Source organism: Marinobacter sp., assembly GCF_044799475.1.
Taxonomy (GTDB): domain Bacteria; phylum Pseudomonadota; class Gammaproteobacteria; order Pseudomonadales; family Oleiphilaceae; genus Marinobacter.
The window spans coordinates 1440994-1454581 of sequence record NZ_CP085217.1; the positions used below are offsets into that span (position 1 = coordinate 1440994).

Sequence of the window (13588 nt, forward strand, 5' to 3'; positions counted from 1 at the left end):
CGAGAATCTGACCCCATGGATCCCAGCAGTGTTCGAATCCTCGTCCTGACCCCCGAAGAGACCGAGTTTCTCTGGTATGAGTCCCTGCTGCGGAACAGCCGTGAGATTCTGCCGGACCTTACCTGGTGCCCGGAGGTGACAGACTGTGAAGATCTGATCAGACACGCCCGTTTCGACGTGATTATCTGGGATTGTGGGCTTCACGGGGGGTCCGAGCTGGATTTTCTGCGCTATCTGGCCGTTTCCAGCCATGACAGGCCGGTTGTAGCAGTGGGCGCCGAATCCGAGTCCCGGAAGACGCCGGAAATGCTGGTCAACGGCGCCGCGGATTATCTGTGCAAAAGCCGGCTGGATGAGTGGGGCCTGAGCCGGGCCGTTCACTGCGCCTGGTACCGTCAACAGGTCATTGAGTCCACCCAGGGCCAGGCCCGGACCGAGGTAGCCAGCGGCTTCATCAATCGGGACCTGTTCTATGCCCGGCTGCAGGAAGCACTGCTGCAGGCCGAACGCAGGGGTGAGCGCCTGGCGCTGTTCCACATAAACCTTGACGACTTTCGTGCTGTCAATGAAAGCCTGGGCTACCGGCTGGGGGACCAGCTCATGCTTACCCTGGCTGCGCGTCTGAGAAAGGTGCTCCGCCGGCAGGATTCCCTCATGCGGATCGGCGGCGATGAGTTTGCCATCATTCTGGAGGGTATTGAGGGTTCCGCCGATATCACGCAGGTTATCCGGCAGGTGGTGGCGGCGCTGGATGACCCTGTCTCTGTGGATGGTCAGCAGGTGGCCGTCAGTGCCAGCCTCGGGGTGGCCACCTTCCCGGAAGCCGGTGATTCGCCGGAAAGTCTGCTGCGCCGGGCCAATCGGGCCATGTTCGAGGCCAAGCAGGAATCCGGTACCAGCTACCGTTTCTACAGCCGTCAGCTCCACATCTCTGCCGGTCGCCAGATCAGGCTGGAAGCCGACCTGCGAACAGCCCTCAGGGGTGGCGAGCTGGAGCTCTACTATCAGCCCCGGATCGATCTGATAACAGGGGAGGTCCGGGGGGTGGAGTGCCTGCTACGCTGGAACCACCCCGACGGTACTCTGGTGCCGCCGGACGAGTTCATTCCCGCGGCCGAGCGCAGCGGCCTGATCGTGCCCATCGGCTACTGGGTGATTGAGCAGGCATGTGAACGCCTGAAAGACGCAGCAGAGATGGGGCATCCGGGGCTGGTGTTTGCCGTGAACCTCTCCTTCAGACAGTTCCATGACCGTCGGATGACCGAGACCATTTTCCGGATTATCTACAACGCCAATGTGGACACCAGCCTGCTGGAGCTGGAACTTACCGAAAGTGCCATGATGCATGATCCCGAATACGCCCAGCGCTGTCTGCGGGAGCTCAGCCAGTTGGGCATCAGCTTTGCCCTTGACGACTTTGGTACGGGCTTTTCCTCCCTGAGCAATCTGCAGCATCTGCCCATTTCCCAGGTCAAGATCGACAAGTCATTCGTACAGGCCCTGGGGGTTTCTGCCGATGCAGAACACATTATCAGGGCCATTATCAGCCTGGCCCACAGTCTGCAGATGAGTGCCGTGGCGGAAGGTGTGGAAACCGAAGGTCAGCTTGATTTCCTGCGCCAGCACCAGTGTGACGAGGTCCAGGGTTACTACTATGCCCGCCCCATGCCCTGGAAGGATCTCCTTGAATTCCTCGAAGCCCGCAACCGCCTCGCTTGCCTGCAGCAATAAGCCGCTGTACCTTTGCGCATTAAGTTAGCGAAGCGCAGGACTCTTCCTGCCCGGTGTTTTCCTGACAGCATCACAGATGAGGTTGCATGAACAGTATTGCCAGGCGAATTGCGGATGAATTGGGTGTTCGGGAGCAGCAGGTTACGGCGACCGTCGAGATGCTGGATGGGGGCGCCACTGTGCCCTTCATTGCACGCTATCGGAAGGAGGTCACCGGTTCACTGGATGACAGCCAGCTGCGAATGCTGGAAGAACGCCTGCGTTACCTGCGGGAACTGGAAGACCGCCGCGCCACTGTCCTCAGAAGCATTGATGAGCAGGGCAAGCTGACGGAAGAGCTGCGCCACTCCATTGCAATGGCGGATACCAAAAACCGCCTTGAAGATCTTTACCTGCCCTACAAGCCAAAGCGCCGCACCAAGGCCCAGATCGCCCGGGAAGCGGGTCTTGAGCCTCTTGCCGATACGCTTTATGACGACCCCACTCAGGATCCGGAGACCTTGGCCGCCGGTTATCTCAATGAGGAGGCCGGTGTCGCTGACATCAAGGCAGCCCTTGAAGGCGCCCGTCACATCCTGATGGAACGCTTCGCAGAAGATGCGGAACTGCTGGGAGACCTGCGCAGTTTCATCTGGCAGGAAGGGCGGCTCAAGGTCAGTGTGATCGGGGGCAAGGAAACCGAAGGGGCCAAGTTCCGGGATTATTTTGATCATGTGGAACCACTGAAAAAGGTGCCCTCGCATCGCGCACTGGCGATTCTTCGCGGTCGCAACGAAGGCATACTGAGCTACACCCTGGTGGTGGGCGATGCTGATGATGACCGGCGTCAGCCCCATCCTGCCGAGCAGCGTATTGCTGCCCGCTGGAAGATCCGTGACAGCGGCCGGGCCGCAGATCGCTGGCTGACGGAGGTGGTCCGCTGGACCTGGCGGGTAAAGCTTTCCACGCAGATTGAAACCGATCTGATGGCACAGGTACGCGAGGCCGCGGAAACCGAGGCCATCAACGTATTTGCCACCAATCTCAAGGATCTGTTGCTGCTTGCACCAGCGGGTCCGCGGCCAACCCTGGGTCTTGACCCGGGGCTGCGCACCGGCGTCAAGGTGGCTGTTATCGACGGTACCGGGCAGGTCAGCGGCCATGGGGCCATTTTCCCGCACGCCCCCCAGAACAAATGGGATCAATCCATTGAGCAGCTGGCGAAATGGTGCCGGGAGCACAGAATCGAACTCATCGCCATAGGCAATGGGACCGCTTCACGGGAGACGGACAAGCTTGCCGCAGACCTGATGAAGCGCTATCCCGAGCTCAATCTGGCAAAGATTGTGGTCAGTGAGTCCGGCGCCTCTATCTACTCCGCCTCCGAGTTTGCCTCCCGGGAACTGCCGGATCTGGATGTGACCATCCGTGGTGCTGTCTCCATCGCCCGCAGGCTGCAGGATCCGCTGGCGGAAATGGTCAAGATCGAGCCCAAGTCCATTGGCGTGGGCCAGTATCAGCACGACGTGTCCCAGGTCCAGCTGGCCCGCAGCCTTGACGCGGTGGTGGAGGACTGTGTAAACGCCGTAGGCGTGGATCTGAATACGGCATCCATTCCGCTGCTGGCCAGGGTGTCCGGTCTGAATCAGACCACGGCGGAGAATATTGTTGAATTCCGCAACCGCAACGGCGTTTTCCGCACCCGCAGGCAGCTGATGGATGTTGCCCGCCTGGGCGCCCGCACCTTTGAGCAGGCGGCGGGGTTCCTGCGGATTGCCGGGGGCGAGAATCCCCTTGACCGGTCGTCGGTTCATCCGGAAGCCTATGGGGTGGTGCAGGCCATTGCTGCGCGCAGCGGCCGGGATATTGCCCGGATTGTTGGCGATGCCAGCTTCCTCAGATCCCTGAATCCGAATGATTACGTGACCGAAAAGTTCGGGCTGCCCACCATAAAGGATATTCTGGCCGAACTTGAAAAGCCGGGACGGGATCCGCGGCCGGAATTCAGGTTCGCCACCTTCCAGGAAGGCGTGGAAACCCTGAAGGATCTGGAGCAGGGTATGACTCTGGAGGGCACTGTCACCAACGTGACCAACTTTGGCGCCTTCGTGGACATCGGCGTGCATCAGGACGGTCTTGTGCACATTTCGGCGCTTTCTCACAGCTTTGTGAAGGATCCCCGGGAAGTGGTCAAGGCGGGTGATATCGTCAAAGTGAAGGTCATGGATGTGGACATACCCCGCAAGCGTATCGCTTTGACCATGCGGCTGGATGATCAGCCTGCCGCCCCGGAAGCCGGCAGTACGCGCCCTGAGGCACGCCCGCGCGGGCAGCAGGAGCGCCGCCCGGCGGACCGAAAAGGCCGGCCGGGCAGCGATGCCAGCGCCGGACAGGGTGCCATGGCGGGCGCACTTGCCCAGGCACTGGCATCGGCCCGCAAAGAGAAGCATTAATCTCAATCCAGCAGCCTGATAGCAAAGGCCTGTGTCGCCGGCGCTTGTCCCGGCAGGGTTTTACAGGAGTCATTCATGGGCGTATCCCGTCAGCAACTGTTCCAGCAGCTTTCATCACAGCAATGGGACGGCTTCCTGAAAGGTGTTGAAAAGGAAGGTCTTCGGGTCGATCAGGATGGCTTTATCGCCCAGACCCCGCATCCGGAGGGGCTGGGCTCAGCCCTGACCAACCCCCGGATCACCACGGACTATTCAGAGGCGCTGCTGGAGCTCATCACGCCTGTGTGCAGCAATACAGAAGAGCTTCTGGGCTCGCTGGCGGACATCCACCGATTTGTGCAGTCCCACCTTGGCGACGAGCTGTTATGGCCTGCCAGCATGCCCTGCCGGCTGGACGGTGATGCCAGCATCCCCATTGCTGAATACGGCAGCTCCAATATCGGTCGGCTCAAGCACGTATATCGCCAGGGTCTCGCCGTCCGGTATGGCCGAATGATGCAGAGCATTGCTGGCACCCATTACAATCTGTCCCTCCCGGATACTTTCTGGGAATTCTGGCAGCAGGCCATGGGGGATGATCAGAAGCTGCGAGACTTCAAATCCCAGCAGTATTTCTGGCTGATTCGCAACTTCCGGCGCCGGAGCTGGCTGCTGATGTTGCTGTTCGGTGCTTCACCGGCTCTGGATGCAAGTTTTGTTAAAGGGGTCTCCCATGATCTCTCCCCGTTTGGCAAGGATTCCCTGCAGGGCGAGCATGCCACCTCCCTGCGCATGGGGGACCTGGGTTATCACAATAATGCCCAGTCTTCGCTGGATATCTGTTTCAACCAGCTGGACACCTATATCAACACTCTGGACCGGGCGATCCATACCCCATGGCCGCCTTACGAGGCTATTGGGACCAAGCGGAATGGCCAGTTTATTCAGATAAACACCAACATTCTGCAGATTGAGAATGAGTATTACAGCGCTGTGCGACCGAAGCGCAACACTGAACGGGAAGAGAAGCCAATACAGGCGCTCTCTGCCAGAGGCGTCGAGTACATCGAAGTTCGCTGCCTTGACCTTGATCCCTTTTCAGCCACGGGCATCAGCGAAACCCAGGTGGACTTTCTTGACCTGTTCCTGCTCGACTGCCTGCTTTCAGAAAGTGACGTGATTTCCGATTCCGAGTGCAGAACCCTGGACTGCAATTACAAGGAAGTGATCAGCCGCGGACGGGAAGCCGGTCTGACCCTGGGCTTTGACGGACACAGGGCCACGGTCCTCGAAGAAGCGGGAAGCCTCGTGGAGCAGTTGGCACCGCTGGCGCAGCTGCTGGATGAGTGGGAAGGCGGCAGCAAATATGAACGAGCGCTCACCGCCCAGAAGGCGAAGCTGGATGATCCATCCCTGTTGCCGTCTGCACGGGTGCTAGGGGCCATGGCGGAAGCAGGCCAGGGACATCTGGAGTGGAGTAGGGGCATGGCCCGCCAGCATCAGGAGACGTTGCGGAGTGATCTGCTGAGCGAGCAGACCCGCCAGGTCTTCGAGCAGATGGCCCGCCAGTCGGTGAGTGAGCAGCAGGCAATGGAAGACTCTGACACCCTGTCTTTTGAGGACTTTCTCGAACACTATCTGGCGTCATGACGCGGTCTGGTTCACGGGTGAACCGGACCTGACGCACAGTTCCGCGATAGCTGGTTGTTACTCTGTGTAGCCACTGTTAGCTTTTGTTACAGGGTGCATCCCGCACCCGCGCTTTAGTGGCGATAACGGAGGCTGTCATGGCCAGAGACATCAAATTGGGTTGGGACGTTGACTCTCTCAACAAGGCCTATCGCCAGGGGCTGATGGCGGCATCGATGAACATGGCGCGGGACCGCTGCCCCTATCGGGGTGAGGTGGTGATTGCAGCCTGGGAAGCCGGCTGGGAGGATGGGCGCGAAGCCCAGGCCCGGAAAACAGCCGAGCTCGATGTGATCGGGCGCATAGCTTGACACCTGTGCCCGCCACCGAAAGCTGGTGGAACTGCCTCAGCGCTGGACCACAAATGACGTGAACAGCACGTCATCAATCTGAACGCCTGTCTGCTGCTCCTCGAGAACGCTGTTGATCCGCTGTAGCGCCATCTCCCGCAATGCCTGCTTGCCTTCGCTGGACGTCAGAAAATCCACGTCTGTCTGATTGCCTACCATGGTGATAAATTCGTGCCTCAGCCTTGGCATGTGTGCCTCTACGGCGTCCTCTGCTTCTGGAGACGATGCTCGCAGGGTTACGTCCGCCTTGAGGTAGGTCAGCTTCTCTCCCGGTGGGCCTACATGGGTCACGAAAGCAGGTTCCATGTTTATGTACAGGGTTGTTTTCGGTGCGGCCTCTTCGTCTTCAGCAGTTTCTTCTTTGTTTTCATCGGCATGGGCGATGCCTGCCAGGGCCGTGAAAAGCATGGCGAAAAACAGCCAGAAAAAGCTATTCGCTTTTGGGATCATAAGCTTGCAGTTCTTTGAGGTTTGCGGTTAAGTATCGAACGTTGTCGGTATCTGCCGACTATCCAGAGAATAGCAGGCCAGCGCGGCTGTTGCAGCCATGACACGGCCGTCCCGCCCGGATATGAGGTGTCTTCTTGAGCAGTAGACTGATTTTTTCCCTGATTTTCATGCTCTGTGCCGGACTGCTGTCCGTCGCTTTTTACATGGAGTACGTCATGGGGCTGGAGCCCTGTCCGCTCTGCTGGCTGCAGCGCTATGCATTCATCGGGGTGGGTCTGATCAGCCTGCTGGGGGCTCTCCACGGCCCCCATGGCTGGGGCAACCGGGTCTACGGTCTGTTCACGGTTCTGTTTGCCGGCGCCGGGCTGGGTATCGCCGGGCGTCAGCTCTGGTTGCAGAGCCTGCCGGAAGACCAGGTGCCCGCCTGTGGGCCCTCCGTAGAGTATCTGCTCGACGTGCTGCCGCTGTTTGAAGTGCTGGCGACAGCGCTGCGCGGAACCGGAGACTGTGCAAAGGTTCTCTGGCAGTTCATGGGGCTCAGCATAGCTGGCTGGAGCGCCCTGTTCTTCGCAGTGGTTCTGGTGACGGGGCTGGCGCTGATGTTCGGGTTCTTCAGTGGTTCACGTCGCCGTAAAGAATGGTAAACGGGTCACATGTTTCTTGCCGCCATACCCTGGGCCAGGGTAACTTTGTGGCAGTTCAAAAGAAGAAATGCTTTGTGCGAGACCGGGAGGCTTCATGTTAGATAATTGCCGCAATGCCAGAGAACGTTGGGGTGGCGTCAGCGAACTGATTGACCGCTGGCTGAAGGAGCGTCAGCAGTTGATTGTGCACTACTGTGATCTCACCGGTGCCGATGCCGGGATTGGCAGTGAAGCCCTGAAAACCGGGTTCGACCAGCTTTGCGAGGTCCTGCTGGACTATGTTTCGGCGGGTCATTTCGAGATCTATGAACAGCTGATCCAGGAGGCCAAGGAGTTTGATGACGGCGGCCTGGAACTGGCAGCGCGGGTCTATCCACGTATCGAGCGGACCACGGAAACGGCTCTGGCGTTCAACGATCTGGCCGAGCAGGCAGGGCTTGACGAAAAGGACTCTGCGCCGCTGTTTGAAAGCCTTTCGAAGCTTGGGGAAAGTCTGGAAAGCCGTTTTGAGATGGAGGACTTCCTGATAGAGCACCTGCACAACGTGCACGCTGATGAGGTGATGTCCTCCGCCTGACCGAAAGCTTTCCGGGTCCTGTGTCTCGCAGGGAACCCGGAAAGAGGGTCATGCTTCAGGGATTGACCTTGAGCAGCTCCACGTCGAATATCAGGGTTTCATTGGGCCCGATCGAGCGGTTGCCGCCCGGGCCATAAGCGAGATCTGAAGGAATGTAGAGCTTGTAGCGCGCCCCTTCCTTCATCAGCTGCAGCCCCTCTGTCCAGCCTGGAATCACCTGTGACAGACCGAAGGTTACCGGCTCGCCGCGTTCGCGGGAGCTGTCGAAAACCTCGCCACCCAGCAGTTTTCCTGTGTAATGCACTTGTACCTGGTCTTCGGCTGTGGGCTGCGGGCCGTCGCCTTTTTCAATGATTTCATACTGCAGTCCCGAGGCGGTGGTTTTCACTTCGTCCCGCTCGGCATTTTCCTCAAGGTAGGCCCTGCCAGCTGCCCTGTTCTTTTCTGCCAGATTCTCCATTTCCTTCATCTGTTCAGCCTGCAGCTTCTTCTGGTAGCTCTGCAGGGCTGCCTGGATTTCCTCCGTGGTCATCCGCGCCTCTTCGCCGCCAGCGTTGGCATGTCGGATGCCCTGAATGAACTGTTCGATCTCGAGGTCCGGCAGGTCATTCCGCATCCGCTCGCCCAACACAAGACCCATGCCATAGCTCACTTTTTCATCGTCCGTCTTGAGGGCGGGTTCGGCCATGGCCAGGGTGCTCAGGATGCCGCCGCCTATGACACCGGTCACGGCCAGGGCGATTAAGGTCTTTTTCATGAAAACGTCCTTCACTCAGTTTGCATTGTCATTGGAGTTGGAAACGTTAACCGGTTTGGCCTGCGGACGCCACTAAAGAAGCCGTAAGGATATGATGCCCGGAACCGGCCGAGCCTTCAGGAATCGTTGCGGGAATCGGGGGTGTCCAGGTGGAAGGGCGCCGAGTAGGGAGACGTCCAGTCGTCGTCTTCAGCTCTCCTGGCAAAGGGGCCGTCTTTGCCCGGGGCCGGCTCTATGGCAAGGGCATTCCACGTTCCCTGATCCGGCGGCCGGTCGGCGTAATGCCAGTTGCCCTCAGTATCGCGCCATTTAAATACTATCTCCGGCCCCTCATCCGGAAGCGGCGGGGGTACTTCTCCCTCGAAGGACGGAATGACAGCATCCGCACTTGTGCCATCAGAAGGGCTGCTTACATCGGAATCATTGATCCCGAAAAAAATCAGCACCAGCAGCAAGCCCAGTGCAGGGAAGGCGAGACGGAACAGCCAGCGCATGATCATCCGGCTGAGTCCCGCGCAGTGGTCAGATGCTGTTCCATGGCATGGCAGAGTGCGTTCACCAGATCTTCCGTGGTTCTGTCCGTCTCATAATCCCTGCCTGCCTCATTGTTATTGTCCTCAGGCGCTGCTCGCCTGATATTCCGCTCCAGCAGTGCCGCCAGGGTCTCCGTATTCCGGATGTTGCCTGGCGCTGGGTGAGTCAGTGCGGCGAAGGCCAGCGCCAGTTCGAGTTTTTCAGCCTCAAGTTCGGCCTGCGCCAGGCTGGCCCTCAGTTCCGCCCCGGCACCAGAATCTTTGGGCAGGGCCTTACGCATTGCCCTGAGTGGGCTGGTGATCTGCCGCCGCCACTCAGGAACCTCGGAGGGTTCCTCGTCGAAGGCCTGACCCCGGCTTGCAAGCCAGCTGGCACAGAGTACTGCTGTGACACGCCAGCCCCGGTCCTGAAGCCTCAGGCACAGTTCACTGATTTCCCCGTGTTGCCAGAGGCGGATCGCAAACCGCCACAGGGGCGAGTCCGGTTGAAGCTCCTGTTTGCTCAGCAATTCTGCCGCTGTCATGACATTCCTGGTCCGGCCGGGGCCTGGGTTTCAGATAATGGGTAAATTCACTATTGTCAGAGTGAACGGGCCACCCCGATCTTCCGGCAGGCAATGACCGATACCCATAGGACGATAACAGGCGCGGAAGGTTCCCTGATAGAATGCCGACATGCTCTCAATAAACGAACTCAGTCTACAACGGGGTGGCGTGTGGTTGCTAGAACACACGAGCCTTACCATACAGCCGGGCCAGCGTGCCGCTATCGTCGGCGCCAACGGGGCGGGAAAGTCGAGTCTTTTCCAGCTCCTCCTGGGGCAGCTGTCACCCGAGCACGGGAGTGTGTCCCTGCCGGGAGGCTGCCGCATCGCCCACATGGCACAGGAAGTGGCTGCCTCCAGCCGCAGCGCCCGGGACTTTGTGCTTGACGGGGATATCGAACTCCGTCGCCTTGAGCGGGAACTTGCCCGGGCTGAAGCTGCGGGAGACGACCATGCCATGGCGCGGGTCCATGGCGAACTGGATATTCACGAGGCCTGGTCAGCTGCCCGTCGCGCCGAAGCCCTGATCAGAGGGCTCGGCTTTTCCGATGAGGATGCCGATCGCCCCGTGTCATCCTTCTCCGGAGGCTGGCGGATCCGCCTCAATCTGGCCCAGGCCCTGATGCGGCCATCCGACCTGCTGCTGCTGGATGAGCCCACCAACCACCTGGATCTGGATGCCTGTCTCTGGCTTGAAAACTGGCTGGGCCGCTATCCTGGCACTCTGCTTTTCATTTCCCATGACCGGGATTTCATGGATCGCGTGGCAACACAGGTGGTGCATTTCGACCAGCGCCGGCTGGTCTCCTACACCGGCAACTTTACAGATTTCGAAAGCCAGCGCAGTGAACGTCTGGCCCAGCAGCAGGCGGGTTACGAGCGACAGCAGGCGGAGATTGAGCAGATTCAGCGTTTCATAGACAGGTTTCGGGCCCAGGCGACCAAGGCCCGTCAGGCCCAGAGCCGGGTAAAAGCCCTGGAGCGCATGGAGCGCATCGCTCCCGCTCACGTTGACTCTCCCTTCAATTTCCGGTTTCCGGTAGCGGACAAGGTTTCAAGCCCTCTTCTTTCGATCCGCCACGGGGAGGCGGGTCACGGCGATGTGGTGCTGTTGCGGGGCCTTAACCTGAGCCTCATGCCCGGCAGCCGGGTCGGCCTGCTGGGGCCCAATGGCGCCGGCAAGTCGACCCTGATGGATGCCCTCCGGGGCGCAGGCACTCTGATGTCCGGTGAACGGACTGCCGGCGAACACCTGAAGATCGGCTACTTTGCGCAGCATCAGCTGGAGTCTCTGGACCTGGATGCGAGCCCTTTCCTGCACCTGCAGCGTCTGGATCCGCGGGCATCGGAGCAGAAGGTGCGCAATTTCCTGGGCGGGTTTAACTTCCATGGCAATGAGGCACTCACCGCCATCCGCCAGTTCTCCGGCGGTGAAAAAGCCCGGGTGGCGCTGGCAATAATTGCCTGGCAAAAGCCCAATCTGCTGCTGCTCGATGAACCCACCAACCACCTCGATCTTGAAATGCGCCAGGCTCTGACCATGGCCCTGCAGGATTTTGACGGGGCCATTGTGGTGGTCTCTCACGACCGTCACCTGCTTCGCAACACAGTCGATGGCTTCTGGCTGGTCAATGATGGCCGCGTGAAAGACTACGAGGGTGACCTGGAGGACTATGAGCGCTGGCTGGCGGATCGCCGGCGGGACGATAGCGAAGCCCCGCGCAGGGAGCCGGGTGGGCCCCAGACCCGCCCGAGTGAAGCCGAGCCGGTGGGCGAAAACGCGGATGACCGCAAATCCCGCAAGCGGGCAGAAGCCGACCTTCGAAAAAGACTCAGTCCTTTGCGCAAGCGCCAGGCGGCCCTTGAGGCTCAGCTTGATACCCTCCAGCACAAGCTTGTGGAAGTGGAGTCAGCACTGGCTTCGCCCTCGATTTACGACGACGCCAACAAATCGGCGCTCCGGGATCTTCTGGATCAGCAGACAGGCCTCAAGACCGGTATTGCGGATACCGAGGAAGAGTGGCTTGCGGTGGTGGAAGAGATGGAGGCTCTGGAATCAGAAGGTGTCATGGCCTCATGATCAGGTGACCACGGAAAATTCGATGTTCTGGCGGGCCAGATAGTCCCTTTCGTTATCCAGGTCGGCGCGTGTCAGGGGGCGGTGGTCAAGCCAGTTTTTCGGAAAGTGGACAGTGAGCCTGTCGCCCTGGGCTTCCAGGCGGAAATCCGGCGGTGCCTCCTGATTGCGGGGGTGTTGAAGCAGAACCGCCAGCCGGATCAGAATGCAGAGGTATCTCAGTCTGCGGATGTCCTCCGGGTTGTCGATGGCCTCGAAGATGGCGGGAGAGAACTTTCGCCTGTGGCCCCTGACCAGAGTGGCCAGTTCCCGCTGGAACTGCTGGCTGAAACCCGGCAGGTCGGAGTAGCGCAGCAGGTAAGCGCCATGCTTGTGATACTGGCTGTGGGAAATACTCAGGCCGATTTCGTGGAGGCGGCAGGCCCAGCGCAGAACCTCTTCGTCTGCCAGTGTTCTCAGGTTCCAGCTGTCCGCGACCTGTTCAAAGGCCGCTACGGCAGTTTCTTCCACCGCCCGGGCGTGGTCCTGGTCAACCTGATAGCGCTCCTGCAGACCCTGGATAGTCCGGTCCCGGACATCCTCATGCTGGATGCGTCCGGCGATATCGTACAGCAGACCCTCTCTCAGGGCGCCGTCGGCATAGGTCATGTCTTCGATGCCCAGGGATTCGAAGGCAGCCATCAGAATGGCAAACCCTGCAGGGAAGATGCTCTGGCGGTCTGCCCGCACGCCCAGTTCCCCCAGCTTTTCAGTGCTGCCCATGTCTACCAGGCGACGCCGGAGTTCCCGCATGGCCACCAGCGTGATACTGCCGTTGGTAAGCTTGAGTGTTGCAAGCACCATCGAGATGGCCTTGATGGAGCCGGAGGAGCCCACAGCACTCTGCCACCCCAGAGAGCGGAAGCGTTGGCGGATGTTCAGCAGTTCCTGGGCCCCGTGAGTCACGGCCCGGTCCATCTGCCGTCGCGTTATTTTGCCCTCACTGAAATACAGGTTGCGAAATGACACGCAGCCCATATGCAGGCTATCCAGCTCCAGCGCCTCGAAACGTTCCCCGATGATGAACTCGGTGCTGCCTCCGCCAATATCGATAACCAGGCGCCGGCCAACGTCGTCGGAAAGAGTGTGGGAGACGCCGAGATAAATCAGCCTGGCTTCCTCTCTGCCAGCAATGATTTCAACCGGGTAACCGAGCAGCTCTTCTGCCCGCGCCAGGAAACGGTGGGAGTTGCGCGCGACCCGCAGAGCGTTGGTGCCCACTACCTGAACTGCCTCCGGTGGCATGCCGCCAAGCCTCTGGGCAAACCGGCTCAGGCAGTCGAGGGCGCGCTGCTGGGCTTCTTCGGTGAGGTTGTTGTTGGTATCCAGTCCGGCGCCGAGCTGTACCTTTTCGCCCATTCTTTCGAGGGTGCGGATTTCACTGCCGACCAGCCGTGCAACCACCATGTGGAAACTGTTGGAACCCATGTCGATGGCTGCCAGGAGTGCTGGCGGGGAGGCGTTCGATACGGCCGTCACGTGTGTTGAAATCCTCTTGTCGGGCCCTATAGTGTTGATGGGCTGGCGATAGTGTTGATGGGCCGGCGATCCTGGGTTAACGGGTACAGTTACCGGGTACCTGGCGATGTTGTCAGCGGTACTATAAGCCAAACATCATCGGGCTGTCAGTAGCGCCGCAGGAGAGGCCGGCGGGGTGGCGTTGCCGTCGGGCTCGAAGATCGACTCACAGGGATTTCGGGGAATTGCTTCACAGAACGCAGAGCAATCGCGTAAAGTATTGGTTAATGTAATGAAGCTTTCATGGTGGCCCGCAGGCACAAACGG

General features: G+C 59.6%; 12 protein-coding genes. 7 read left to right on the top strand and 5 right to left on the bottom strand.

Annotated features, from left to right (window positions below; all coding sequences use genetic code 11):
- Nucleotides 1-15: 15 nt before the first annotated feature.
- The 4 genes from LG327_RS06730 (at nucleotide 16) to rmf (ending at nucleotide 6142) form a co-directional block, all read left to right on the top strand.
- Nucleotides 16-1731, top strand: a complete 1716-nt coding sequence (locus LG327_RS06730; protein ID WP_404367549.1) for an EAL domain-containing protein — start codon at nucleotides 16-18, stop codon at nucleotides 1729-1731.
- Nucleotides 1732-1817: 86 nt separating this feature from the next.
- Complete coding sequence (locus tag LG327_RS06735) at nucleotides 1818-4163, top strand: Tex family protein (RefSeq protein ID WP_404367551.1); 2346 nt, start codon at nucleotides 1818-1820, stop codon at nucleotides 4161-4163.
- A 75-nt stretch (nucleotides 4164-4238) separates the two neighbouring features.
- On the top strand, nucleotides 4239-5792 hold the full coding sequence (gshA, locus tag LG327_RS06740; RefSeq protein ID WP_404367554.1) for a glutamate--cysteine ligase: 1554 nt from the start codon (nucleotides 4239-4241) through the stop codon (nucleotides 5790-5792).
- 137 nt (nucleotides 5793-5929) lie between these two features.
- Nucleotides 5930-6142 (top strand): ribosome modulation factor, encoded by a 213-nt coding sequence (gene rmf, locus LG327_RS06745; protein WP_404367557.1) that lies wholly within the window; start codon nucleotides 5930-5932, stop codon nucleotides 6140-6142.
- Between the two features lie 36 nt (nucleotides 6143-6178).
- Here rmf and LG327_RS06750 read toward each other — a convergent pair whose 3' ends face one another.
- Nucleotides 6179-6631, bottom strand: coding sequence for a flagellar basal body-associated FliL family protein (locus LG327_RS06750; protein WP_404367559.1), 453 nt, complete (start codon nucleotides 6629-6631; stop codon nucleotides 6179-6181).
- 134 nt (nucleotides 6632-6765) lie between these two features.
- Between LG327_RS06750 and LG327_RS06755 the strand changes: the two genes are divergently transcribed.
- The gene (locus LG327_RS06755; RefSeq protein WP_404367562.1) at nucleotides 6766-7275 is read left to right on the top strand and encodes a disulfide bond formation protein B; all 510 of its coding nucleotides are present in this window, start codon (nucleotides 6766-6768) and stop codon (nucleotides 7273-7275) included.
- A gap of 94 nt (nucleotides 7276-7369) precedes the next feature.
- The gene (gene rsd / locus LG327_RS06760) at nucleotides 7370-7852 is read left to right on the top strand and encodes a sigma D regulator (protein WP_404367565.1); all 483 of its coding nucleotides are present in this window, start codon (nucleotides 7370-7372) and stop codon (nucleotides 7850-7852) included.
- 55 nt (nucleotides 7853-7907) lie between these two features.
- Here rsd and LG327_RS06765 read toward each other — a convergent pair whose 3' ends face one another.
- The 3 genes from LG327_RS06765 to LG327_RS06775 form a co-directional block, all read right to left on the bottom strand.
- A complete protein-coding gene (locus tag LG327_RS06765; protein ID WP_404367568.1) occupies nucleotides 7908-8609 on the bottom strand; it encodes an FKBP-type peptidyl-prolyl cis-trans isomerase in 702 nt (233 codons plus the stop codon).
- A 116-nt stretch (nucleotides 8610-8725) separates the two neighbouring features.
- On the bottom strand, nucleotides 8726-9109 hold the full coding sequence (locus tag LG327_RS06770; RefSeq protein ID WP_404367571.1) for a DUF4124 domain-containing protein: 384 nt from the start codon (nucleotides 9107-9109) through the stop codon (nucleotides 8726-8728).
- Entirely contained in the window at nucleotides 9106-9666 is a 561-nt protein-coding gene (locus LG327_RS06775) for a TIGR02444 family protein (RefSeq protein WP_404367574.1), read from the bottom strand. Before LG327_RS06775 ends, LG327_RS06770 begins: the two co-directional genes overlap by 4 nt.
- A gap of 151 nt (nucleotides 9667-9817) precedes the next feature.
- Between LG327_RS06775 and LG327_RS06780 the strand changes: the two genes are divergently transcribed.
- A complete protein-coding gene (locus LG327_RS06780; RefSeq protein ID WP_404367577.1) occupies nucleotides 9818-11767 on the top strand; it encodes an ATP-binding cassette domain-containing protein in 1950 nt (649 codons plus the stop codon).
- Here the strand turns inward: LG327_RS06780 and ppx are convergent, their stop codons facing one another.
- Nucleotides 11768-13282, bottom strand: coding sequence for an exopolyphosphatase (gene ppx, locus LG327_RS06785; protein ID WP_404367580.1), 1515 nt, complete (start codon nucleotides 13280-13282; stop codon nucleotides 11768-11770).
- Nucleotides 13283-13588: the final 306 nt, after the last annotated feature.